This window comes from Ensifer sp. CCNWLY38 (assembly GCF_037120565.1).
In the GTDB taxonomy this organism is placed as follows: Bacteria; Pseudomonadota; Alphaproteobacteria; order Rhizobiales; family Rhizobiaceae; genus Ensifer; species Ensifer adhaerens_H.
In genome coordinates, this window is sequence record NZ_JBBBBO010000009.1 from 92,324 (window position 1) to 114,357 (window position 22,034).

The window sequence follows — 22,034 nt, forward strand, 5'->3', positions numbered from 1 at the left end:
AATCGTCTGTCGCCAGTGGATCAATGAATGGCCACGATGTCAGCCTATTCTCCGCCGCTTTCAAGCACAGGAGGGTACGATGAAAATATCGGAAGCCATGCATCCCGGCGCACGCTGGATCTCTCCCGAAACAGATATCAAGACGATCGCGCGCATCATGCGGGATGAGGACATCGGCGCCTTACCCGTCGGCGAAAACGACCGTCTGATCGGCATGGTCACGGATCGCGACATCGCCTTGCGTGCCTTTGCCAATGGGCGCGATCCCGCTTCGATGACGGCACGCGACTTGATGACCAGGGATGTTGTTTACTGCCGCACCGGTGAGACGATCGAACACGCCGTCCACCTGATGGAGGCGAAACAGGTCCGGCGTCTGCCTGTAATCGACGAGGACAAGCGCATGGTCGGCATGCTGTCACTGGGCGACATATCCCATGCCAGCAGCCGGCAGCTGTCAGGTGAACTTGCGCGGGCAGTCACGGCTCATCACCTCTAACATCCTGCCTCTACAGTTGCGGCGCCTACTACGGCGCCGCAAACGATTTCTCGCGTCGCTCCGCGAACGGATCAGAACCGGTAGCTGATACCGGTGCCGATCAGCCACGGGTCGAGCTTGACCTTGCCGCTGACCGCGCCGGCGCCAGGTAGCGTTGCGTTGACCTCAGGCTCAAGGAACAACTTCTTGACGTCGAAGTTCAGGCCCCAATGGTCGTCGAGCTTAATGTCGACGCCCGCCTGTAGCGCCACGCCGAAGGTGTTCTTCATGTTGAAGCTCGAGAAATCGCCGCGGGGCTTCTCGTTGTAGAACATCGTGTAGTTCACGCCGGCGCCGACATAGGGCTTGATCTCGTCGGTGACGTTAAAGTGGTACTGCAATGTCAGCGTCGGCGGCAGCAGCCATGCCTTGCCGATTTCGCCGAGGCCGGCGATCGAGCCGCTGCCGCGCGCCGTGTGCGGCGTCGTGCCGAGGACCAGTTCAGCCGCGATGTTGTCGGTGAAGAAGTAGGTGATGTCGAGTTCCGGCACGACGGAATTGCTGACGCCGACCTTTTCGCCATCAAGCGCTGTGCCATTCAGGGAGAGCGAGGCTTTGTCGTCGGGCAGGACGGCCAGCGCGCGGGCGCGGATCATCCATGGGCCGGGCTCGCTGCCGAGAGGCATTTCCGGTGCAGCGACCACGCTCGGCTCGGAGAGATCTGCCGCCGTCGCGATCGCGAGCGGCGCCGCGAGTACGGCAAAGAAGACGGCAGATGGCAAGATGGCGCGAGTAGGCATGATTTCCGGACCCCCAGAAGAAATTGAACATCGCCGGTCAGGGCGTTCGGCCACAGGGTATCTGCGGCCGGCGGCACTATGCTCACGATGTGCGTCTCAGGGGTTGTCCTGGATCAATGCGGCCACGAATCACCAAGTCCTTGGGGATAAAGGCGGATTCGTCTGAACCCACGAACTTCGTGCAATCCCTTGTCAGGCCGGCATGCGCGGAATGCTGGCAAGCAGCCGCTGCGTATAGGCGTGCTTGGGGGCGGTCAGAATGTCGCGGGTCTTGCCGCTTTCGACCACTTTGCCGCGCTCCAGGATGACCATTTCCTCACAAAGTGCTGCGACGACGCCGAGATCGTGGGAGACGAACACCAGCGTCAGCTTTTCCGAAAGCGTCTTGAAGAGCTCGACGATGCGGATGCGGGTCGAAAGATCGAGGGCGCTGACCGCTTCGTCGGCGAGCACGATCTGCGGACGGGCGACGATTGCACGGGCAATGGCGATGCGCTGGCGCTGGCCGCCCGAGAATTCGTGCGGGTAGCGGCGCATCGCGTCAAGCGGCAGGCCGACCGCTTCGAGCGCTTCGGCGACCGCCTGCGTGCGATCGCCCGGGATCCGCAACGACCTGAGCGGCTCGCCGATAATGTCGATCACCCGCTGGCGCGGGTCGAGGGACGAATAGGGATCCTGGAAGACCGGCTGCACCGCGCGTCGATAGCGCTGCATGAAGGCACTGTTGCCAGTATCAAGGCTCTCCTCGCCGAAGCGAATGACGCCGCTGGTCGGGCGAATGAGCCCGAGCATCAGCCGCAGAAGCGTCGTCTTGCCGGAGCCGGATTCGCCGACGAGGCCGACGCTGACACCGGGGCGGACAGACAGCGAGACGCCGTTGAGCGTGGTCTGCTCCCGGGAATAGCCGAAGCTGACGTTTTGAAGATCGAGCATCATCATCCGGTTGCCCCGAGCGCTTCGTCGAACAGCCGGGCGGCCTCAACCAGGGTTTTGGTGTAGCCGTGTTGCGGGTTGCCGAAGACCGTCTTGACGGGCCCTTGCTCGACAGCAACGCCGTTCTTCAGCACGATCACGCGTTCCACCACCTGGGCAACCACGGGCAGGTCATGGCTGATGAACAGGAGGGCCATGCCGGTCTCGCGCACCAACTGGTCCAGTAGCGCGAGGCTTTCCGCCTGGGTGGTGACGTCGAGCGCCGTTGTCGGTTCATCGGCGATCAGCAGTTTTGGGCGGCAGGCGAGCGCCATGGCGATCGCGACGCGCTGACGCTGGCCGCCTGACACTTCGTGCGGATAGGAGTTGATGATGCGTTCCGGCTGCGGCAGCGCCACCTTGTCGATGAGGTCGCGGACTTCGCGCTGGACGGTATCCTTCGATGCCTTCCTGCCATCGCGTTCCAAACGCCGGCGCACCGGCTCGGCGATCTGCCGGCCGATTTTCATCAGCGGGTCGAGTGCGGTCAGCGGCTCCTGGAAGACGACGGCCGCGGCGACACCGCGCAATCGGTTCATCACCTTGTCCGTGGCGCCGACCACCTGTTGTCCGTCGAGTTCGATCGAACCGCTTACGCTGATCGACGGCGGAAGCAGGCCGGTCGCAGCCATCGCGGTCATCGACTTGCCGGAGCCGGATTCGCCGATCAGGCCGATGCGTTCGCCGGGTTGGATCGAAAAGGAGAGACCGGAAACCAGCGGCTTTTCGCCGGCGCGGATGTCGAGGTCCTGGATGTTGAGAAGCGCTGTCATCGCGATCTCCCGCGTGTCGGATCGGCGATGTCGCGCAGGCCATCTGCAAGGAGGTTCATGCCGATGACAAGCGCGACGAGCGCGATACCGGGTGCGATCGCCCCGATCGGCGCCGTGTAGACGGTGCCCTGCGCTTCCTGCAGCAGCCGCCCCCAGGAGGCGTTCGGCGGCGGTGCGCCGAGACCGAGATAGGAGAGCGACGCCTCGGCGATGACGGCAAGGCCGAACTGCAAAGCGAAATTGACCGAGAGCGTCGGCCAGATGTTGGGAAGCACGTGGCGAAAGACGACGCCCGCCCAGGAGGTTCCCGACGTTCGCGAGGCGACGATATAGTCCTGGCGCAGCACCCGTTTGGCGAGGATGCGGGTCAGCCGCGCGACGATGGCGGAGATTGCAAGCCCGAGCGCCAGGATCGCCGTCCAGAGGCTGGCGCTGTCGCTTGCGGCCACGACCAGCATAGCCAGGAGAAGCGTTGGGAAGGCGATCAAGATGTCGAGGGTGGCAGCCATCACATCGTCGGCAATCCGGGTGGCGAAGGCGGCGAGAACGCCGAGACTGACGCCGATCGTCGCGCCGATCGCAACGGCGCCGGTGCCGACGAGAAGCGCCGTTCGCGCACCGATCATCAGTTGTGTCAGCAGATCACGCCCCAGCCGGTCGGTCCCGAGCCAGTGCAGGAGCGATGGCGCTTCCAGCCGGCCGCCGGAGGCGTTCAAAGGATCGTACGGCGTCCAGAACAGCGTGAGCAGGGCGACGAGCAGATTGATGCCGACAAGCGCGAGCCCGACGGTAAGGGCAAGCGAGTGCCGTTGCTCCCGTCTGGAAACGGATGTCTCGACCGGGCTCATGCGTTGCCTCCGACGGCGCGTTCGCGCAGGCGCGGATCGATCAGCCGCTGGGTAAGATCGGCGCCAAAGCCGATCAGCAACACCAGCAGCGTCGAGATGAACAGCACGCCCTGGACGTTGGGATAGTCACGCTGCTCGATCGCGAGCAGCAGCATCGAGCCGAGACCCGGCAGCGCGAAGACACGCTCGATGACGACGGCGCCGAGCAGGGTCGTGGCAAGCTCGATGCCGAGAATGGAGATGATCGGCACGGCGCCGTTGCGGATACCGTGGCGAACAAGCGCTTCAGGAAAGCTGGCGCCGAGGGCGCGCGCGGTGCGCAGGTAATCGCTGCCGAGAACATCCTGTGTCGCCGAACGCACGTAGCGCAGCAGCGATGCGCCCATGACGAGCCCGATCGTCAGAACAGGGAGTGCCAGCGCATAGAGCACCTGTCCCTCATTCTGCCAGCCGCGGCGGGGGAAGCCGCCGGAGGGAAACAGGCGGAAGGTGACGGCAAAGATAGTGACGAGCAGGATGCCGACCCAGAAGACCGGAATGGCGATGCCGAGCTGCGAGACCGTCGAGATCAATCCGCCATACCAGCGGTCGGCCTTGACGGCCGAGAGGATGCCGAGCGGCACGGCAATCAGAATGGAAAGCAGGAAGCCCATCAGCGCCAGCGGTACGGTGACCGTCAGCCGCGCGGCGATCTCCTCGATCACGGGCTTGCCACTGACGAAGGACGTGCCGAGATCGAAGCGGGCGAGGCTGCCGGCAAAACGAAGGAACTGCTGCCAGAGCGGCAGGTTCGAGCCGACCTGCTCGCGAGCCTTTTCGATCTGCGCGGCATCGGCGCCGACAGAGAGAAGCGCGTTGGCGGGGTCGCCGGGGAGCAGGCGCAGGAGAACGAACAGCACCACCGCCGCAATCAGCAGCGACAGGAGCAGGATGGCAAAGCGGCGAACGAGATAGGTGAGAATGGCTGCATTCCTTTCTTCTCACGGGACGCCGTGATCAGAGACGTTGGCTTTTGCATCAAAACAGAGAGGGAGGCTAGAGCGAGGGCCTTACTTTAGTGGGACCTGTGCGTGGCCGGCCGAAACGGCGCGGATGAAGTCGGCCATGATCGCGAAACGCAGAAGCCCCTGGATCCGATCCAGGGGCTCTCAGAGCGCCGTGCGTTCATATGAACGCACAAAGGACGCTCTGGCACTTTGATTATAGAGCATCCCGTCTCAAGTGCTTCCGCTTGAGGCGGGATGCTCCAGTGCCGCGAAAAGCGGAAGTCGTTTCGCTTACTGCTGGCTCTTCTTGATGCCGTAGGCAAAGAACTGCGAGTTCAGGCCGTTCACCGGGTAGCCACTCACCGCCGAGCTCGATACGACGATCTGCGGATAGAGGTAGAGCCAGTTGCTGGCGGCGTCCTCGGCGATGATCGTGTTGGCTTCCTTGAGCTTGGCGGTCTGCTCGTCGGTATTGGCCGCCGCTTCCGAGGCCTTGATCAGGTCGACAACCCTGGGGTTGTTGTAGCCCCAGTAGAAGTCCGGATTGCCGTAGAAGACGATGTCGCGGTGGTTGACGTGCTCCTGCAGCGTCGCCTGGAAATCATGTGCCTTGTAGACCTTGGTGTACCACTCGTTGGCGGTGATCACGTTGATCTCGACCTTGATGTTCACCTTGGCGAGTTCGCTCTGGATGAACTGCGCGACGATCGGATGCGGATCGTAGTTCGGCGTGTCGAGTTTGAAGGTGAAGCCATCGGCAAAGCCTGCTTCCTTCAGCAGCGCCTTGGCGCCTTCGACGTCATAGGCGTCGACTGCGGTGAGGTCGACGTACCAGGGATCGGTCGGCGGTACGAAGGAGCCGATCAGCGTGCCGTACTCGCCCCAGATCGACGTCAGCAGCTTCTTGTCGTCGATGGCGCGGGCAATCGCCTTCCGGACCTTGACGTTGTCGAAGGGGGCGACGCGATCGTTGAACGCAAGCAGTTCCTTGGTGGTCGACTGGCCGGCGGTGACGGTGAAGTCGGGATTGTCCTTGAACTGCGCGATCGAGTCCGGGCTCTGGACGCTGGTGATTATATCGACGGCGCCGGTCAGAAGCGCATTGTTGAGTGCGGTTGCGTCGGTGAAGTACTGGAAGACGACTTCGCCGTTGGCGGGCGCGGTTCCCCAGTATTTGTCGTTGCGGGTCAGCGCCAGCGACGAGCCGCGGCGCCATTCATCGAGGCGATAGGGGCCGGTGCCGTCTTCGCTGGCATTCAAATCCTTCGCCGCATCGTTGACGATCCACACGTAGCTCAGATTGTAGGGGAGCGAGATCGATCGGGTCGAAAGCTTGACGACAACCGTCTGATCATCGGGGGTCTCGATCGCGCTGATCGTTGCGAGGCTCTTCTTGCGCGAGCTCTTGGATTGCTCTGCCGTCACGCGCTCGATGCTGTACTTGACGTCCGTAGCCGTCAGCGGATCGCCGGAGTGGAAGGTAACGCCGGGGCGAAGCTTGAAGGTATAGGTAAGGCCGTCTTCGCTGACGCTCTGCGAGGCAACGAGACCCGGCTGCACGTCGCCGGCGTCGGTCAACGTAAACAGCGCCTCGTAGACATTGCCGTTGAAGGCTTCGTTGATACCCTGGCCCGCACCGGCGGTGTTGTCGAGGTTCTGCGGTTCATAGAGCGAGCCGATCGTGATCGAGGCGTTGGGGTCAAACTTGGCGTCCTCGGCGAAGACGGCTGTGCTCGTCGACAGAGCGAGCGCCATTGTGGCGGCAGCTAGAGTTGCCCCTCGTGCGCGGCGGGCTTGTCCCGCGGTCTTGCCAAAGCCGATGATATTGCCAGTCATGTCCCAAACTCCTGCATTGTGCCTGTCACGCGGATCGCGTCGCCACCCGAATGTACGCACCGGATGATTGCGATACATCATACTTATTCCCTAGTAATTTAGTGGGAAAATTGGTTTCTTTTGTCCGTCGAAGTTGAAAATTGTACCCGCGGCCCGGGCGGATGGGCATACGCGCATTTCGCCTTCCGTCGTCGGGCGCACCATCGAGATATATCAGAGAACTTTCACGAATCTGTTTGGTTCCGGCGAATTGGGGCCGCCTCTCAACTCTGATTTCGAACGGTCTTCTCCATAAGCTTAATGCAGGATTGACGGCTTGGAATAAGGGGGCGTCGATTGTTATTCATGACACTTTTCCCTCGAAAATTGCAAAATGCAACGAGTCGACAAAAGGATTCGACACCCAGGAGATTCTGATATATCGCGTGATTAATCGTTTAATCACGCGATAGCGGAAACCACGGATTTGGCGCGTTCCGGACCAAAACTGACGAGGATTGCCAGAACGCTCGGCGTGTCCGCAGCCACGGTTTCGAACGCGCTCTCCGGCAAGGGCCGCGTGTCGGCCGAAATGGTGGAAAAAATCCGCGCGACCGCCGCCGAGCTCGGTTATGTGCCGAGCCAGGCGGGCAGGGCGTTGCGCACCGGCCGCACCGGCGTGCTCGGCCTCGTCCTTCCCGATATCGCCAATCCGCTCTTCCCGCAGATCGCCCAGGCGATCGAGCTTGCTGCCTCGTCGTCCGGTTACGGCGTGCTCATCGCGGATTCGCGCGGCGACGTCTCGACCCAGACCAAGGCGATCGAGCGGCTGATCGACCGCGACGTCGACGGCCTGGTGATCGTACCCAGGCGCGGCACGCGCATCGCCGATGTCGGCTGTCCGGTGGCCGTGATCGACACGCCCTCGACGCCCGGCAACACGGTTGCCGCTGACCATTGGGGCGGCGGCCGGCAGATTGGTGAACACCTGAAGGGGCTCGGCCATCGTCGCGTGCTGATCATCGGCAACAATCCTGCCTCCAACGTGCAGAACGACCGCGCCGGCGGCATCCGGTCGGTGTTTGGCGAGGCTTATCACACCGACACGCTCTGGATTGAACCGCTGGAAAAGGTTGCCGGCAAGGGCTGTCCGCTCGGTCTCCCCGAGAAGGTGGCCGAAGGCTACACCGCCTTTGCCTGCATCTCCGATCTGCATGCGCTGCGTGCGCTGACCGAATTGCAGCGCGCCGGGATCAACGTCCCAGAAAAAGCGAGCGTCACCGGTTTCGACGATCTGATCTGGGCGCCGGTGATCACGCCGGCGCTGACGACGGCACGCATGGACATGACCGAGATCGCGGCGATTGCGGTCGCAGCCCTCGTCAAGGCGATCAGCGAGCGCGACCCGTCCGACCCCGAGATTGGCGCACCGGTTACCGCCGAGACGTCGAAGGTTCCGATGCATCTCGTCGTCAGGCAATCGGCCGCCGCCCCGCCTGCAGGTTATCCCATTCATACCCCCATCACCGCAGCCACATCCGTCACCGAAGGAGGACACCAGCCATGAAGAAGTTCCTGCTTGCCTCGAGCGCACTTTTGCTCGTTGGCGCCAACGCCGCGTCTGCTCAGGAAAAGACGCTCACCATTTCCGTCTACGGCTTTGCCCAGGACGCGTTCAAGGAACTGGTCTACACGCCGTTCGAACAGAAGTGCGGCTGCAAGCTCGTCGTCGAAACCGGCAATAGCGTCGAGCGCCTGGCGAAGATGGAAGCCAACAAGGCAAGCCCGGTCGTCGACATGGCCGTCGTTTCGATGGCCGACGCGCTCTCGGCTTCCCGCGCCGACCTGATCGAAAAGATCGATACTTCGAAGCTCACGAACTTCAACAAGCTCTATGACCTCGCCAAGGACCCGAACGGCGACGGCATGAGTGTCGGCTACACCTTCTACGCGACCTCGATCGTTTATCGCTCCGACAAGATGGAAGTGAACTCCTGGGCCGATCTCCTCAGCGATGAGAACGCCAGCCACGTCGCTTTCCCGAACGTCACGACCAACCAGGGCCCGCCGGCGCTCTACATGGTCGGCGAAGCCATCGGCAAGAACACGCCGGATCTCAAGGAAGCGATCGCCGCCGTCGGCGCCAAGAAGGACGACATCGTCACCTTCTACGTCAAGTCCTCGCAGCTCGTGCAGCTGATGCAGCAGGAAGAGATCTGGGCCGCACCGATCGGCCGGTTCTCCTGGGAAGGCTTCACCAAGCTCGGCCTGCCGATCAAGTGGGCAACGCCGAAAGAAGGCCAGACCGGCGGCATGAACGTGATGGTGCTGACCAAGGGCGGCAAGAACCAGGACCTGGCGCTGCAGTTCATGGACTTCTGGCTCTCGACCGAAATCCAGACAGCACTTGCCGAAAAGCTGGTCGACAGCCCGGCCAACAAGGACGTCAAGGTTTCGCCGGAGATCGCCGAGAACCTGACCTACGGCGAAGAGACCGTGAAGAACCTGAAGCTCATCCCGTCGGCCGTTGCGCTCGACAATCGCGAAGCGTGGCTGTCGGAGTGGAACGCGCAGGTCGGCCAGTAAGCCAAACGACTGAACTCCACCGGCCGGCCTCGTCGGCCGGAGGACGCTGCGGCCCCAGTGACGGGGTGGGCCGCGCCAACGAATGCCTTGAAAGGAAGAAGGATGTTTCAGAACCGCGCCGAAGCCCTGGCGCTCGCTCTGCCCGCAGCGGTCTTTGCGGCGATCGTCTTTCTGGCGCCGGTGGTGATTCTGCTGGCGGAAGGCTTTCGCAACGCCGACAGCTGGTCGCTCTCCGCCTATACGACCTTTTTCTCGGATCCGCTGAACCGCACCGTCTTCCTGCGCACCTTCCGGCTCGGCCTGATGGTCACGGCCGTTTCGGCGGTCGTCGGTTATGCCGCAGCCTTTGCCATCGTCAATCTTTCGCCGCGCAATAAGGGCCAGATGATCGGCCTCGTCGTGCTGCCGCTGATGATTTCGTCGGTCGCCCGCACCTATGCCTGGATCGTCATTCTCGGCCGCACCGGCATCGTCAACCAGGCGCTGCAGCTCGTCGGCCTTTCGGACGAGCCGATCCGCTTTCTCTTCACGGAAACGGCCGTGTTTATCGGCCTGCTGCAGCTGTTCCTGCCGCTGATGATCCTGTCGCTGATCAGCGCGCTTGAAAACATGCCGAAGGATGCGATCCCGGCCGCGCGCGTTCTCGGCGCCAACTGGTTTCAAGTCTTCTTCAAGGTGATCCTGCCGCTGACCAAGGAAGGCCTGGTGATCGGCGGCACGCTGGTCTTCACCGGCTCGCTGACGGCCTACATCACCCCGGCGATTCTCGGCGGCTCCAAGGTGCTGATGCTCGAAACGCTGCTCTACCAGCGCGTCACCGTCGCCAATGATTTCGTGGCAGCGAGCGTCATCGCCTTCATCCTGATCGTCATGAGCTTTGCCGCCAATCTTCTCCTGAAACGGCTTGCCACCGCGAGGAACAAGCGATGACACCCCGCGTCTTTTCACCCCTTGTCCTTCTCCTGGTGATCGGTTTCCTGATCGGGCCGTTCTTCATCATCGTCGCCGCGTCGCTTTCGGGCGGCGAGACACTGGCCTTCCCGCCGCAGGGCTTTTCGCTCAAGTGGGTAGCCAAGGTCTTCACGGTCGAGAGCTTCCAGGAGAGTTTCGCGATCTCCATGCTGCTTGCGATCGGCGGCACGGCGGCCGCTCTCGTGCTCGGCGTTCCCGCTTCTTACGCCCTTTCGCGCTACAAGCTGCCTTTTGGCGAAACCATCCGCACGATTGTCTCCTTGCCGATCATCGTGCCCGGCATCATCGTCGGCCTGGCGCTCTTGCGCTACATCGTCGTGCCCTTCGGCTTCAACATCACGCTGACCCTGTTCCTGGCGCATACAGCGCTGGTGCTCCCCTATGCGGTGCGGGTCGTCTCGGCGAGCCTCAACAACCTGCGCTCCGATATCGAGGAGGCGGCGGTGCTGCTCGGTTCCTCGCGCGCCGGCGCCTTCTTCCGGGTGGTGATGCCGAACATCCGCAGCGGCATTCTGGCCGCCTTCATCCTCGGTTTCGTCACGAGCTTCAACCAGGTGCCGGTGTCGCTGTTCCTTTCCGGCCCCGGCGTGCGCACGCTGCCGATCGACATGCTCTCCTACATGGAGATCACCTACGATCCGTCGGTCGCGGCCCTCTCCGCACTGCTCGCCTTCATGTCCATCGGCATCGTCTTCCTTGCCGAACGCTTCCTGGGATTCTCTCGCTATGTCTGACGCCGCTTTCCTCAGCCTTGAAAAACTGACGCTCGCCTATGGCGACACCGTTGCGGTGAAGGACCTCGACCTTTCGATCCGCAAGGGCGAACTGGTGGCGTTCCTCGGACCGTCCGGTTGCGGCAAGACGACGACGATGCGCTCGATCGCCGGTCTGCTATCGCCCGCTTCCGGCGCGATCAAACTCGACGGCGCCGATATCACCCGCGTCTCTGCCAACAAGCGCTCGGTCGGCCTCGTCTTCCAGTCCTATGCGCTGTTCCCGCACCTGACCGTGTTCGAAAACGTCGCCTTCGGCCTGCGGTTGAAGAAGCTGCCGGCGGCGGAGATCGAGAGCAAGGTAACGGCCGGCCTGAAGTCGGTCGGCCTTTCGAAATTCTCTGCGCGCAAGCCGGGTGAACTCTCCGGCGGTCAGCAGCAGCGCGTGGCCCTTGCCCGCTCGATGGTGATGGAGCCGAAGCTCCTGCTGCTCGACGAGCCGCTGTCGAACCTCGATGCCCGCCTGCGCCTCGAGATGCGCACGGAGCTGCAGCGCGTGCAGAAGGAAACCGGTGTGACGATGATCTTCGTCACCCACGACCAGGGCGAAGCGCTGTCGCTCGCCGACCGCATCGTCGTCATGCTGAACGGTACTATCGAGCAGATCGGCACACCCGAGGACATCTACAACCGTCCGCTCTCGCGCTTCGTTGCCGACTTCGTCGGCTTCGAGAACATCTTTGCCGTCGAGGGCCACAAGCTTAAGGCCGGCAACGGCCCGATCGATCTTTCCGGATCCCTGCCGCCTGACACGGCAGGGCTTGCGTGGCGTCCGCGCATGGTGACCCTGGGCTCAGGTCCTTTCCAGGGCACCGTGCGCGGAGCCTCTTTCTCCGGCAGCACGCGCGAATATCTGCTCGATACACCGCTCGGCGCCATCAAGGCGGAAGAAGATGCTGCGTTGGCAGCGCGTGAAACCGGCTCTACGATCGCCTTCGACCTGCCGGTTGAAAAGGCTGCGCGCCTGAAGAAGTTCGGTTGACGTCAGATGGGTGTCTGGATCGATACGGACATGGGGTTCGACGACATTGCAGCGGTGCTCGTCGTGCTTCATGCCGGTGAAGAAATCGACGGTGTTTCTCTGGTTTTCGGCAACACGCCGCTGGACCAGGTGAAACGCAACGCCGCCAGTGCGACATTTGCCTTCGGTTGGGGATTTCCCATCCACGAGGGCCGCGCCTTGCCGGTGCTCGGAAAGCTCGAGACCGCTGAACGCATCCTCGGCGAGGCCGGCATGCCGACCGCCGGGCTGACGCTGCCGCAGGCCGATGCATTGCCGCTAAGCGACGCCTTCGCCGCTCTCTCGGCCTGGCTGGAACAAGAGGGGCCGAAGCGCATACTGGCTCTCGGGCCGCTCACCAACCTCGCAGCCCTTTGCCTTGCTCGCCCGGATCTTGCCGCACGGATCACCGATCTCACCTGGATGGGCGGCGGCGTGACCAGCGGCAACCATACGGCGTCCGCCGAGTTCAACGCTTTTGCTGACCCGGAGGCGCTTGCCATTGTGCTCGCGCACGGCCTGCCGCTGCGCATGGTCGATCTCGATCTCTGCCGCAAGATCTTTGCCTATCCGGACGACGTCGCGCCGATCCGCGTGGCCGGCGGCGTCAATGCGGCGCTTATCGCCGATCTGCTCGCGGGCTACATCTCGATCGGCACCAGCCGCGGCCGGCCGGGCATGGCGATCTACGATCCCTCAGCCGCTGTCGCTTTCGTCAATCCCGGCGCGATCTCCTTCCGCAGCGCCCGCATCGAGGTCGAGCTCGGCGGCGCGCTCACCCGCGGGCGCACCGTGGTCGAAACGCGCGAAAGCCATGCGATCTTCAATGCCGAATACGCCGTCGACGCCCATGTGGAGACGACGCGTGCGCAGATTCTGGGCGCCCTGATGAAGGAGGCTCAGAAGTGAGTTTTGTCGAGCAGCCTCAAGACTTGATGGATGCGGCGCTCCGTACCTGCGCCGTGGCGGCGGCGCGTGGAGGCGAACCGTTTGACGTCCTGATCTCGGGCGGTACGCTGGTCGACGTGGTGACCGGCGAGCTTCGCCCAGCCGATATCGGCCTCGTCGGGCCTTTGGTCGCAAGTGTTCACGAACCGGGCGCGCGCAGCGATGCGGCTGATGTCATCGACGCGAGCGGCGCCTTCGTCTCCCCGGGGCTCATCGACACCCATATGCATGTCGAAAGCTCGATGGTGACGCCGGCGACCTATGCCGATGCGGTGCTGCCGCGTGGCGTCACGACAGTCGTCTGGGATCCGCACGAGTTCGGCAATGTCAGCGGCATCGCCGGCGTTCGCTGGGCTGCGGATGCCATTGCCGGGCTGCCCTTGCGCACGGTGCTTTTGGCGCCGTCCAGCGTGCCCTCCGCACCCGGCCTGGAGCTCGCCGGTGCCGATTTCGACGCTGATGTGATTGCCGGCATCCTGAGTTGGCCGGAAATCGGCGGCGTCGCCGAAATGATGAACATGCGCGGCGTCATCGACGGCGAAGCGCGGATCAGCGCAATCGTTCAAGCCGGGCTTGCCGCCGGCAAGCCGGTCAACGGCCACGCGCGGGGTCTCACCGGCGCCGATCTCCAGGCTTTCGTCACTGCGGGCGTCAGTTCCGACCATGAGCTGGTTTCGGGCGACGATCTGATGGCGAAGCTGCGCGCCGGTCTGTCGATCGAATTGCGCGGGTCGCATGACCATCTGCTACCGGAATTCGTCGAGGCGCTGAACACGCTCGGCCATTTGCCGCAGCCCGTCACGCTTTGCACCGACGATGTCTTTCCCGACGATCTCGATCGCTCGGGCGGGTTGGACGACGTAGTGCGGCGGCTTGTGCGCTACGGGCTGAAACCGGAATGGGCGCTTCGCGCCGCGACGCTGAACGCCGCCACCCGTCTCGGTCGTCCGGACCTCGGCCTCGTTGCCCCCGGGCGGCGGGCGGATATCGCGATCTTCGAGGATCTCCAGGACTTTCGCGCCCGTACGGTGATTGCGGGCGGTAAGCAGGTGGCCCGGGCGGGGCAGATGATCGACGCCGTGCCGAAGGCCGACGTCCAAGCGCTTGCCGGTACGATGAAGATCGAGCCGTTGCGCGAGACGGACTTCGCCATTCCCGCAACCGGCTCAAAGGTGCGTGTCGCCACGATCGACCGACCGCGCTTCACCCAATGGGGCGAGGTCGTGGCCGAAGTCGAGAATGGCTTCGTCGTTCCGCCGCAGGGCGCGACACTGATTGCCGTTGCTCACCGCCATGGCCGCGCCGACAGCAAGCCGCGCGTCGGCCTGCTTACCGGCTGGGGCGAGTGGCGCGGCGCCTTCGCGACGACCGTTTCCCACGACAGCCACAACCTCACGGTCTTCGGCGGCAATTCCCGCGATATGATGGTGGCGGCCAATGCCGTCATCGCGGCCGGCGGCGGCATGGCGGTCGCATCCGCAGGCAAGATCGGCGCGATCCTGCCTTTGCCGCTGTGTGGCCTCGTCTCCGATGCGCCCTTGGCCGATGTGTCATCCGGCTTTGCCGCGCTGCGTGATGCTGTCGGACGGATCGTCGATTGGCAGCCGCCCTACCTCGTCTTCAAGGCCTGTTTCGGAGCGACGCTTGCCTGCAACGCAGGCCCGCACCAGACCGATCGCGGCATTGCCGACGTGTTGACGGGAAAGCTGATGGAAAGTCCCGTTCTCGACGTGCTTGATACGTAGGCCACATTGGCCGCCGCATGGGGCGGCCAATGCCATGACCGCTCGGATCCGTGGCACGTATAAAGCCTCAGTTCAAAGGCGTTCTCAGCTTCTCCGATATTACACGATCGTGAAGCGGTTGCTCGCGGCCGGAGCGCTACTCGGAGCGCGGCAACTCTTGCTCCACCAACGTCGACCAGAACGCAACGCCCGGCCCGATCGCTGCATCGTTGAAATCATAGGCGGTGTTGTGGTGCAGCGCGCCGTCGATGGCGGGGCCGTTGCCGAGCCAGACATAACAGCCGGGAGCCTCAAGCCCGAAGAAGGCGAAGTCGTCCCCCGCAGTTGAAGGCGGGAAGGCTGTTCGGGTCTTTTCGCCGAAGACGGCTTGAGCCGCCTTCAGTGCCCGTGCGGTGGCGTCGGCGTCATTGACGACCGGCGGAATGCGGCGTTCGAACTCGTAGTCGACGGAAATCCCGTACATCTCGGCCGTACCGCGTGCCAGCCGGCCGATCTCCTCCTCGAGTTGATTGCGCACATGAGGTGTGTAGGCGCGAGCCGTGCCGCCGATCTCGACCGTATCGGGAATGACGTTGAGCGCCTTCGGGTCGCCGGCGCGCACCGAGCAGGCGCTGACGACGGCTGGCTGTAGCGGATCGACGACGCGGCCGACAATCGATTGCAGCGAGGCAAGGAAAGTGCCGGCGGCGGTCACCGGATCGCGGCCGAGGTGCGGCTTGGCGCCGTGGGTGCCGACACCGCGGAAGGTGAGCCGCCAGCTGTCGGAGGACGCGAGCTGGGGGCCGGCAACGACGGCCATCTCGTCCGGATCGAGGCCGGGCATGTTGTGCAGGCCATAAACGGCATCGCAGGGAAAAAGTTTGAACAACCCGTCCTCGACCATGCGCTTTGCGCCGCCGCGCCCTTCTTCAGCCGGCTGGAAAATGAAATGCACGGTGCCGGAGAAATTACGGGTCTTTGCCAGATGGCGGGCGGCGCCGAGCAGCATCGCGGTGTGGCCGTCATGGCCGCAGGCATGCATCTTGCCGGCTTCGCGGGACTTGTAGGGGCGGTCGGCGATTTCAGGCATGGCGAGTGCGTCCATGTCGGCACGAAGCCCGATCGAGCGCGTGCCATTGCCCACCTGCAGGGTGCCGACGACGCCGGTTTTTCCAAGGCCACGGTGTACTTTTAGTCCAGCTTCCTCGATCCATTTGGCAACGAGGTCGCTGGTGCGCTCCTCCTCGAAGCCGAGTTCCGGATGAGCATGCAGATCGCGACGGAAGTCGGTGAGGAAGGTGAGATCGTCGGCTATTCCGTCTGGCAGGCGCATCGGCAGGCATTTCCCATGTTTCATCTGGCGAAGGGGCTTGTGAATTCCGCGCGCTTTGCTTGCTCGGAGGTGCCCTTTCGGTTTGATCGAAGTCGCAAACGGTATAGACGAAAACGGCCGAGACCAGAACAGCGAACCGGCTTTTTTGGTCGCATTTCAATTCGGGCGACATGCGAAGACGAGGACGGAACCGATGCAACCTCACGACTTCTGGCAGGAGGTCTATCCGCCGAAAAGTTTCGACATTCAGGCGGGTTATCGCGATTTCTTCCCGGCAACGCTCGGCGATGGCCGCCAGATCCTGCTGCCGATCCGTCCGCTCTCGGATGGCAGGCACGCGCTCGCCTCGCTGATCGTCAATCAGGCGAGTTTTGCCGTCGAGGACGCACTGGCAACCGAACTTGCGGCCAAGCTTGCCGCCTTCGAGCCCGATGTCGTTGCCGGTCTCCCGACATTGGGCCTGACGCTTGCTTCCGCCGTTGCGCGCAAGCTCGGCCATAGTCGCTACGTGCCGCTCGGTACATCAAGAAAGTTCTGGTATGTCGACGACCTGTCGGTGCCGCTCTCGTCGATCACGACGCCGGACCAGAAGAAGCGCCTCTATGTCGATCCGCGCATGCTGCCGCTGCTTGAGGGGAAGCGGGTGGCGCTCATCGACGACGTGATATCGAGCGGCACGTCGATCCTGGCCGGGCTGACGCTGATGGACGCCTGCGGCATCGAGCCGGTCGCGATCGGCGCCGCCATGCTGCAGACCGAGCGGTGGCGGAAGCCACTTGCCGATCTCGCATCACATTGGCCCGAGCGCGTGGTCGGCGTGTTCCAAACGCCGATGCTTCAGCGTGACGAAGACGGCAGTTGGTACGCCGTCTGAATTCCGTTGCGTCGAGCGTGGGCCGCGATAGGTTGCCTGTCTGCGTGAGACGGTCACGAAAGGAATTGCATGCGGTTCATCAACCCGATCCCTTTCGTCCGGGACATCAGCCGATCCAAGGAATTCTACGAGGAAAGACTTGGCCTCAAGGTCCTGGAGGACTTCGGAAACTTCGTCCTCTTCGAGGGCGGTTTCGCCATCCACGAGGGACGCTCGCTGCAACAAACGGTGTGGCGAGGAGAACTGGCTTCGACGGAACCCTACGGGCGGCGAAACCTGCTGCTCTACTTCGAGCACGAGGATGTCGACGCGGCCTTTGAACGCATCGCGCCCCATGTGGAGCTGATACGCTCCGTCGAGCGTCAGGCATGGGGCCAGCGCGTGTTCCGCTTCTACGATCCGGACGGACATGCGATCGAAATCGGGGAGCCGCTGGACTTGGGATCCTCGGGCAAGGGAGAAGCCTAGCTTCTCCGATTGGACATTTTATCGTGGAAAGCACCTCCACACCGTGGAAGCGCCCGCGATCTCCTGGCCCCGGACCACGCCCGGGGCGGAAGTGCTACTTTGTCCTGGCGCTAGTTCGCGGGCCGGACCTGATAGTAAACCGCCGACTTCGCACCGCTTGCCTTGGCGATCGTATAGACGTCGTAGGACGCCTGCGGGTCGTTGCCCATGCCGAGCGAGCCTGAAGGCATGCCGGGCACGGCGATCCCGGCGATATCGGGCCGCTCAGAGAGAAGCTTGCGGACCGCCTCCAGCGGCACATGCCCCTCGATGACATAGCCGTCGATGACGGCGGTATGGCAGCCTTCCACGTCGGCCGGCACCGCGAAGCGGGTCTTAATCACCGACATGTCGGCCTCGTCGTGGACCTCGACCTTGTAGCCGGCCGCCTCCATCGCCTCGGCCCATTGCTCGCAGCAGCCGCATTGCGGATCCTTGTAGATGGCCATGGTGCCGGCCGCAGCCGCGGCGGCTGTCGCAAAGAGGGTGATGCCTGCGATTGCGCCTGTAACGAAATGTCTGCGTAACACGTCCATTGGACGCTCCTTTCCGGTTCTGCCTGACTATAGCATCGTGCCGGCCCGGGCGGCGTGATTTCGACCCGGGCCGTTTGTCGCAGCTTACTTGACTTCGGTCACGGTCAGCTTGCCGTTGACCCGGTCGGCAACGAATTCGATCGACGCACCTTCCTTGAGCTTGGCGAGCATGGCGTCATCGCCGACGCGGAACACCATGGTCATGGCCGGCATGTCGAGGTTTTTCAGATCCTCATGGTCGATCGTCACCTTCTTTGCCTTGGTGTCGATCTTCTTGACGACGCCCTTGGTGAACTCCGCCGCCTGGGCGGGAAGCGCGAACGTGACGGCGGAGACAGCGAGCGCAAGCGCTGCGAAGAGGGTACCGATGGTCTTCATGGTTTCATCCTTTGCTGTGATCGGGGAGTTACTTCTTCACGACGTCGAGCGGCCCATGCATGCCGGCGTCGTAGTGGCCGGGCACCAGGCAGGCGAACTCGAAGGTGCCGTCATTGGTGAAGGTCCAGTAGATGTCGCCGGACTTGCCCGGCTCAAGCCGGATCGCGTTCGGATCGTCGTGTTCCATGTCGGGGAACTTCTCCATGGTCACCTTGTGCTCCTGGATCGTCGCCTTGTCGTCGAGCACGAATTCATGCGCGAGCTCGCCGGCATTCTTGATTGCGAAGTGAACGGTCTGGCCCTGCCGAACCTTGATGGTCGCAGGCGTGAAGATCATCTTGCCGTCGTCGGTTTCCTTCATGGTGACGCGGATCGTCTGCGTCGCTTTCTTCTTGTCGCCGGCCTCACCGACGGACACCTTGTCGTGGCTGCCGGCATGGCTGCCCGAAGCGAGCGCCTTGGAGGTGAGGGCGGAGGCGACAACGAGCGCCAGAGCGAATGCTGTTTTCTTCATCATGTTCTTCCTGGTCGATTTGAGAGAGTTCATAACAATCAGCCGTGTCGTCATGGTTTCGGCGTGATCACGGTCTTGGCATCCTTTGCCCGTGTCAGATCCGGCAGGTCGCCGGTCCACTCGAAGGCTTGTGTTCCCGGCGGGTTCTCGTACCAGCCGGGGTCGCTGTAATCGCCGGCGGAGATGCCTTCGCGCACCTTCACCACCGAGAACATGCCGCCCATCTCCAGCGCGCCGTGCGGACCCCAGCCGGTCATCATCGGGATCGTGTTGTCGGGGAGCGGCATTTCCATTTCGCCCATGTCGGCCATGCCGGCGGTTCCCATGGGCATGTAGTCGGGCTTGACCTTGCGGATCTTCGCCGCGACCGATTTTTTGTCGGCGCCGATGAAGGTCGGGATGTCGTGGCCCATCGCATTCATCGTGTGGTGCGACTTGTGGCAATGGATCGCCCAGTCACCCTCGTATTTGGCGTCGAACTCATAGGCGCGCATGGCGCCGACGGGAATGTCGATCGTCACCTCGGGCCAGCGTGCCTCCGGCCTCACCCAGCCGCCATCGGTGCAGGTTACCTCGAAGTCATAACCGTGCATATGGATCGGATGGTTGGTCATGGTGAGGTTTCCGACCCTCACCCGCACCCGGTCGTTCTTGGAGACGACCAGAGGATCGATGTCCGGAAAGATCCGGCTGTTCCAGCACCACATGTTGAAGTCGGTCATTTCCATGATGCGCGGAATGTAGGTGCCGGGATCGATGTCGTAGGCATTGAGCAGGAACACGAAGTCGCGGTCGACGCGCATGAAATTCGGGTCCTTCGGATGCACCACGAAGAAGCCCATCATGCCCATGGCCATCTGCACCATCTCATCGGCGTGCGGGTGGTACATGAAGGTGCCCGACTTCGCGAGGTCGAACTCGTAGACATAGGTCTTGCCCGCGGGGATGTGCGGCTGCGACAGGCCGCCGACGCCATCCATGCCCGAAGGCAGGATCATGCCGTGCCAGTGAATGGTGGTGTGCTCCGGCAGCTTGTTGGTGACGAAGATCCGGACGCGGTCGCCTTCGACCGCCTCGATCGTCGGGCCCGGCGACTGGCCGTTGTAACCCCAGAGATAAGCGGTCATGCCATCGGCCATCTCGCGTTCGACCGGCTCGGCGACGAGGTGGAACTCCTTGACGCCATTGTTCATGCGGTGCGGCAGCGTCCAGCCGTTGAGGGTGACGACCGGGTTGTAGTCGCGGCCACCAGTCGGCACCAGCGGCTTCTGCGTCTTGGCGTTGTCCATGCTTGCCGCTTCGGGCAGGCCGGAGTTGGAGGTCTGCGCCCAGGCGGCGGTCGAAACGAGAGTCGCGCTGGCACCGAGGAAGTGTCTTCTGTTGAACATGATCCTATTCCTTCTCAATGCCCTGCAGCGCCGGCTTCCGCCGTCGCGGGGGCGGCCGTTGCTTCGGCTGCTCCGCCTGATCCGCCACCGTGGATCGCCGTCTTCAGATCGGTGTCGGCGAGCCAGAAATCGCGTTTCGCATTGACTGAGAGAACGGTCGAATCGACCCTCGCCCTGACGTCGGCAAGCAGCTCGAAGGTGCTGGTGATCATCCCGTTGTAGCTAAGCGTTGCCTCCTCCTCGATCTTGCTGCGCAGCGGCACGACGCTGTTGCGATAGTGGCGGGCGATCTCGTAGCGCGAGCGATAGGCCTCATAGGCCGAGCGCGCCTCGGAGCGGATGTTGACCGCCTTTTCGGCAAGCAGGTTGGCCGAGCGCATGTGGGCAAGCTCTGCCTTGCGCATGCGCGCGTTGCCGCTGTCGAAGATCGGGATGACGAATTCGAGCTCGAACTGGCCCGTCGTCTCGACCTTGGTGCCGTGATCCTCTTGCTCCCGTTCGGCTTCTGCGCCGGCGACGAGTTCCAGATCGGTGACGAAGCGGGTCGCCTCGGTCAGCTTGTAGGATTTCGCCACCGCTTCGAGATCGAGGCGGGCGATCTGGAGATCGACGCGGCGTTTCAGTGCTTCCGCTTCGATGCTGTCCTTGCGGGCGAGCGCCTTCGGCAGGTCCGGCAGACGGTTCGGGACTTGGTAGTCGACATCGGATCCCCACAGGCCCATCAGGCGCGTGAGGGTCTCCTTGGCAAGCCGCGCGGCAAGGCGCGCCTCGGCTGCCTGTCCTGCCAGTTCGGCGTTGAAGACATGCTCCCGCGCCTGCGCGCCCTTGCCCATGGCACCGGTTTCGCCCAGTTTGGCGGCGAGTTCGGAGGAGGCATCCGCCGTCGCCTGAGCCTGGTTGAGTTGTCCGACGGTTTCCCATGCGGCGACCGCTTCGATCCAGGTGCGGCGGGTTTCTGCGGCCAGCTGCAGGGTTCTGAGCGCTGCTGAAAGTTGCGCCTGCCGGAAACGCGCATCGGCGATGGCAATAGTCTTGTCGCGCGTCAGAAGTGCCAGGATGTTGGTGGTGACCAGGCCCTCGATCGCGCGATAGGCTTGCAGTTCCGGCGTGCCGATACCCGTGGTGCCGATCGAGACGGTGGGGTTAAGGAAGAGTGTCGCCTGCCAGGCATCCGCCGACGCATCGCCAAGATCGGCATAGGCCGCCTGCAGGCCCTTATTGTTGAGAAGCGCGATCTGGACGGCCGTGTCAGCGTCGATCGTCTTGCGCTTCAAGAGCGCCTTGACCTCGGCATTGACCTTGTCGGCCTGCGCGCGGTTCTGGATCCAGACGCTTTTCTTGGTCGCGGCGGTAGAGACCTTGGCATCCACGGTCGCAAAGCCGGCGTCCTTGGTCGAATATTCGGCATTGGTGGCGCAGCCGGCGAGTACGAGCGGCAGACCGATGAGCGCCGCCAGCTTGATCTTGCGGGTCATCATGACGCGTCTCCCTTCTTGGGCGACTGGGCGTCGTTGAGCGGACCCCACGGCTTCGGGCCGATGGGCTCGCGGTAGGTGTAGCCCGAGATGGGGCTCCGGTATTGCGTGCCGCGAAGTCCGCTTGAGCTGTCGGCGGGATCGCCGATGCTTGAAACCTCGGCAGGCAAGGTGGCAGCGCATCCGCCCAGGATCATGGGCAGGAGCGCCATGGAAAACAAACGTTTCATGGTCAAACCTGAAATGTGAATGGCAGAGGTCGGCGACCGACCGGAAAGGACCGGTAGGGCCTTGTCGCGGACCGCGCTACAGCGCCGTGCGTCTCACGAGACGCGCAAAAGGCGGCCACAGCAC

23 protein-coding genes are annotated in these 22,034 nt (G+C 63.1%); 10 read left to right on the plus strand and 13 right to left on the minus strand.

Annotation, left to right across the window (positions count from 1 at the left end):
- Positions 1 to 79 precede the first annotated feature (79 nt).
- The gene (locus V7S54_RS19900) at positions 80 to 499 is read left to right on the plus strand and encodes a CBS domain-containing protein (RefSeq protein ID WP_336409288.1); all 420 of its coding nucleotides are present in this window, start codon (positions 80 to 82) and stop codon (positions 497 to 499) included.
- Positions 500 to 570: 71 nt separating this feature from the next.
- On the opposite strand, the gene V7S54_RS19905 is transcribed toward V7S54_RS19900, so the two are convergent.
- The 6 genes from V7S54_RS19905 to V7S54_RS19930 all read right to left on the minus strand — a co-directional run bounded on the left by V7S54_RS19905 (position 571) and on the right by V7S54_RS19930 (position 6,612).
- Positions 571 to 1,278, minus strand: coding sequence for an OmpW/AlkL family protein (locus V7S54_RS19905; protein WP_336409289.1), 708 nt, complete (start codon positions 1,276 to 1,278; stop codon positions 571 to 573).
- A gap of 192 nt (positions 1,279 to 1,470) precedes the next feature.
- Positions 1,471 to 2,217, minus strand: coding sequence for an ABC transporter ATP-binding protein (locus V7S54_RS19910; RefSeq protein WP_336409290.1), 747 nt, complete (start codon positions 2,215 to 2,217; stop codon positions 1,471 to 1,473).
- Entirely contained in the window at positions 2,214 to 3,023 is an 810-nt protein-coding gene (locus tag V7S54_RS19915; protein ID WP_336409291.1) for an ABC transporter ATP-binding protein, read from the minus strand. The genes V7S54_RS19910 and V7S54_RS19915 overlap by 4 nt, the downstream gene beginning before the upstream one ends.
- Positions 3,020 to 3,871 carry an ABC transporter permease gene (locus V7S54_RS19920; RefSeq protein WP_065375557.1) on the minus strand — a complete coding sequence of 284 codons (852 nt, stop codon included), beginning with the start codon at positions 3,869 to 3,871 and terminating at the stop codon, positions 3,020 to 3,022. The genes V7S54_RS19915 and V7S54_RS19920 overlap by 4 nt, the downstream gene beginning before the upstream one ends.
- Complete coding sequence (locus tag V7S54_RS19925; RefSeq protein WP_141679473.1) at positions 3,868 to 4,833, minus strand: ABC transporter permease; 966 nt, start codon at positions 4,831 to 4,833, stop codon at positions 3,868 to 3,870. The genes V7S54_RS19920 and V7S54_RS19925 overlap by 4 nt, the downstream gene beginning before the upstream one ends.
- A 315-nt stretch (positions 4,834 to 5,148) precedes the next feature.
- Entirely contained in the window at positions 5,149 to 6,612 is a 1,464-nt protein-coding gene (locus V7S54_RS19930; protein WP_336409351.1) for an ABC transporter substrate-binding protein, read from the minus strand.
- Positions 6,613 to 7,159: 547 nt separating this feature from the next.
- Here V7S54_RS19930 and V7S54_RS19935 point away from each other — a divergent pair.
- The 7 genes from V7S54_RS19935 to V7S54_RS19965 all read left to right on the plus strand — a co-directional run bounded on the left by V7S54_RS19935 (position 7,160) and on the right by V7S54_RS19965 (position 14,696).
- Positions 7,160 to 8,239, plus strand: coding sequence for a LacI family DNA-binding transcriptional regulator (locus V7S54_RS19935; RefSeq protein ID WP_336409292.1), 1,080 nt, complete (start codon positions 7,160 to 7,162; stop codon positions 8,237 to 8,239).
- Positions 8,236 to 9,258 (plus strand): ABC transporter substrate-binding protein, encoded by a 1,023-nt coding sequence (locus tag V7S54_RS19940; RefSeq protein WP_336409293.1) that lies wholly within the window; start codon positions 8,236 to 8,238, stop codon positions 9,256 to 9,258. Before V7S54_RS19935 ends, V7S54_RS19940 begins: the two co-directional genes overlap by 4 nt.
- A 102-nt stretch (positions 9,259 to 9,360) precedes the next feature.
- On the plus strand, positions 9,361 to 10,188 hold the full coding sequence (locus tag V7S54_RS19945) for an ABC transporter permease (RefSeq protein WP_065375560.1): 828 nt from the start codon (positions 9,361 to 9,363) through the stop codon (positions 10,186 to 10,188).
- Entirely contained in the window at positions 10,185 to 10,964 is a 780-nt protein-coding gene (locus V7S54_RS19950) for an ABC transporter permease (protein WP_065375561.1), read from the plus strand. The genes V7S54_RS19945 and V7S54_RS19950 overlap by 4 nt, the downstream gene beginning before the upstream one ends.
- Positions 10,957 to 11,985, plus strand: coding sequence for an ABC transporter ATP-binding protein (locus V7S54_RS19955; RefSeq protein ID WP_336409294.1), 1,029 nt, complete (start codon positions 10,957 to 10,959; stop codon positions 11,983 to 11,985). Before V7S54_RS19950 ends, V7S54_RS19955 begins: the two co-directional genes overlap by 8 nt.
- A gap of 6 nt (positions 11,986 to 11,991) precedes the next feature.
- Positions 11,992 to 12,912, plus strand: a complete 921-nt coding sequence (locus V7S54_RS19960) for a nucleoside hydrolase (RefSeq protein WP_336409295.1) — start codon at positions 11,992 to 11,994, stop codon at positions 12,910 to 12,912.
- Positions 12,913 to 12,938: 26 nt separating this feature from the next.
- Positions 12,939 to 14,696: an adenine deaminase gene (locus V7S54_RS19965; protein WP_442892580.1), complete on the plus strand. Its 1,758-nt coding sequence runs from the start codon at positions 12,939 to 12,941 to the stop codon at positions 14,694 to 14,696.
- Between the two features lie 136 nt (positions 14,697 to 14,832).
- Here V7S54_RS19965 and V7S54_RS19970 read toward each other — a convergent pair whose 3' ends face one another.
- A complete protein-coding gene (locus V7S54_RS19970) occupies positions 14,833 to 16,008 on the minus strand; it encodes a M20 aminoacylase family protein (protein WP_336409297.1) in 1,176 nt (391 codons plus the stop codon).
- Positions 16,009 to 16,153: 145 nt separating this feature from the next.
- Here V7S54_RS19970 and V7S54_RS19975 point away from each other — a divergent pair, with 145 nt between their 5' ends.
- Both V7S54_RS19975 and V7S54_RS19980 read left to right on the plus strand, forming a co-directional pair.
- A complete protein-coding gene (locus V7S54_RS19975) occupies positions 16,154 to 16,882 on the plus strand; it encodes a phosphoribosyltransferase (protein ID WP_336409298.1) in 729 nt (242 codons plus the stop codon).
- Between the two features lie 69 nt (positions 16,883 to 16,951).
- Positions 16,952 to 17,350 (plus strand): VOC family protein, encoded by a 399-nt coding sequence (locus tag V7S54_RS19980; protein ID WP_336409299.1) that lies wholly within the window; start codon positions 16,952 to 16,954, stop codon positions 17,348 to 17,350.
- A 110-nt stretch (positions 17,351 to 17,460) separates the two neighbouring features.
- Here the strand turns inward: V7S54_RS19980 and V7S54_RS19985 are convergent, their stop codons facing one another.
- The 6 genes from V7S54_RS19985 to V7S54_RS20010 all read right to left on the minus strand — a co-directional run bounded on the left by V7S54_RS19985 (position 17,461) and on the right by V7S54_RS20010 (position 21,910).
- Entirely contained in the window at positions 17,461 to 17,925 is a 465-nt protein-coding gene (locus V7S54_RS19985) for a DUF411 domain-containing protein (RefSeq protein WP_083203730.1), read from the minus strand.
- An 84-nt stretch (positions 17,926 to 18,009) separates the two neighbouring features.
- Positions 18,010 to 18,303 (minus strand): copper-binding protein, encoded by a 294-nt coding sequence (locus V7S54_RS19990; protein WP_065375567.1) that lies wholly within the window; start codon positions 18,301 to 18,303, stop codon positions 18,010 to 18,012.
- 28 nt (positions 18,304 to 18,331) lie between these two features.
- Positions 18,332 to 18,817, minus strand: a complete 486-nt coding sequence (locus V7S54_RS19995; RefSeq protein ID WP_336409300.1) for a cupredoxin domain-containing protein — start codon at positions 18,815 to 18,817, stop codon at positions 18,332 to 18,334.
- 50 nt (positions 18,818 to 18,867) lie between these two features.
- Complete coding sequence (locus V7S54_RS20000) at positions 18,868 to 20,205, minus strand: multicopper oxidase family protein (protein WP_336409301.1); 1,338 nt, start codon at positions 20,203 to 20,205, stop codon at positions 18,868 to 18,870.
- Positions 20,206 to 20,219: 14 nt separating this feature from the next.
- On the minus strand, positions 20,220 to 21,683 hold the full coding sequence (locus tag V7S54_RS20005; protein WP_336409302.1) for a TolC family protein: 1,464 nt from the start codon (positions 21,681 to 21,683) through the stop codon (positions 20,220 to 20,222).
- On the minus strand, positions 21,680 to 21,910 hold the full coding sequence (locus tag V7S54_RS20010) for a hypothetical protein (RefSeq protein ID WP_336409303.1): 231 nt from the start codon (positions 21,908 to 21,910) through the stop codon (positions 21,680 to 21,682). The genes V7S54_RS20005 and V7S54_RS20010 overlap by 4 nt, the downstream gene beginning before the upstream one ends.
- Between the last annotated feature and the right edge of the window lie 124 nt (positions 21,911 to 22,034).

What these genes read in the sequence shown, in the direction of transcription:
- V7S54_RS19995 (WP_336409300.1), bottom strand. Translation starts at nt 18,817, where the DNA reads ATGAAGAAAACAGCATTCGCTCTGGCGCTCGTTGTCGCCTCCGCCCTC.
- V7S54_RS19955 (WP_336409294.1), top strand. Translation starts at nt 10,957, where the DNA reads ATGTCTGACGCCGCTTTCCTCAGCCTTGAAAAACTGACGCTCGCCTAT.
- V7S54_RS19990 (WP_065375567.1), bottom strand. Translation starts at nt 18,303, where the DNA reads ATGAAGACCATCGGTACCCTCTTCGCAGCGCTTGCGCTCGCTGTCTCC.
- V7S54_RS19965 (WP_442892580.1), top strand. Translation starts at nt 12,939, where the DNA reads ATGGATGCGGCGCTCCGTACCTGCGCCGTGGCGGCGGCGCGTGGAGGC.
- V7S54_RS20010 (WP_336409303.1), bottom strand. Translation starts at nt 21,910, where the DNA reads ATGAAACGTTTGTTTTCCATGGCGCTCCTGCCCATGATCCTGGGCGGA.
- V7S54_RS19945 (WP_065375560.1), top strand. Translation starts at nt 9,361, where the DNA reads ATGTTTCAGAACCGCGCCGAAGCCCTGGCGCTCGCTCTGCCCGCAGCG.
- V7S54_RS19940 (WP_336409293.1), top strand. Translation starts at nt 8,236, where the DNA reads ATGAAGAAGTTCCTGCTTGCCTCGAGCGCACTTTTGCTCGTTGGCGCC.
- V7S54_RS19900 (WP_336409288.1), top strand. Translation starts at nt 80, where the DNA reads ATGAAAATATCGGAAGCCATGCATCCCGGCGCACGCTGGATCTCTCCC.
- V7S54_RS19960 (WP_336409295.1), top strand. Translation starts at nt 11,992, where the DNA reads ATGGGTGTCTGGATCGATACGGACATGGGGTTCGACGACATTGCAGCG.
- V7S54_RS19920 (WP_065375557.1), bottom strand. Translation starts at nt 3,871, where the DNA reads ATGAGCCCGGTCGAGACATCCGTTTCCAGACGGGAGCAACGGCACTCG.
- V7S54_RS19980 (WP_336409299.1), top strand. Translation starts at nt 16,952, where the DNA reads ATGCGGTTCATCAACCCGATCCCTTTCGTCCGGGACATCAGCCGATCC.
- V7S54_RS19930 (WP_336409351.1), bottom strand. Translation starts at nt 6,612, where the DNA reads ATGGCGCTCGCTCTGTCGACGAGCACAGCCGTCTTCGCCGAGGACGCC.
- V7S54_RS19910 (WP_336409290.1), bottom strand. Translation starts at nt 2,217, where the DNA reads ATGATGATGCTCGATCTTCAAAACGTCAGCTTCGGCTATTCCCGGGAG.
- V7S54_RS20000 (WP_336409301.1), bottom strand. Translation starts at nt 20,205, where the DNA reads ATGTTCAACAGAAGACACTTCCTCGGTGCCAGCGCGACTCTCGTTTCG.
- V7S54_RS19970 (WP_336409297.1), bottom strand. Translation starts at nt 16,008, where the DNA reads ATGCGCCTGCCAGACGGAATAGCCGACGATCTCACCTTCCTCACCGAC.
- V7S54_RS19905 (WP_336409289.1), bottom strand. Translation starts at nt 1,278, where the DNA reads ATGCCTACTCGCGCCATCTTGCCATCTGCCGTCTTCTTTGCCGTACTC.
- V7S54_RS19985 (WP_083203730.1), bottom strand. Translation starts at nt 17,925, where the DNA reads ATGGACGTGTTACGCAGACATTTCGTTACAGGCGCAATCGCAGGCATC.
- V7S54_RS20005 (WP_336409302.1), bottom strand. Translation starts at nt 21,683, where the DNA reads ATGATGACCCGCAAGATCAAGCTGGCGGCGCTCATCGGTCTGCCGCTC.
- V7S54_RS19915 (WP_336409291.1), bottom strand. Translation starts at nt 3,023, where the DNA reads ATGACAGCGCTTCTCAACATCCAGGACCTCGACATCCGCGCCGGCGAA.
- V7S54_RS19950 (WP_065375561.1), top strand. Translation starts at nt 10,185, where the DNA reads ATGACACCCCGCGTCTTTTCACCCCTTGTCCTTCTCCTGGTGATCGGT.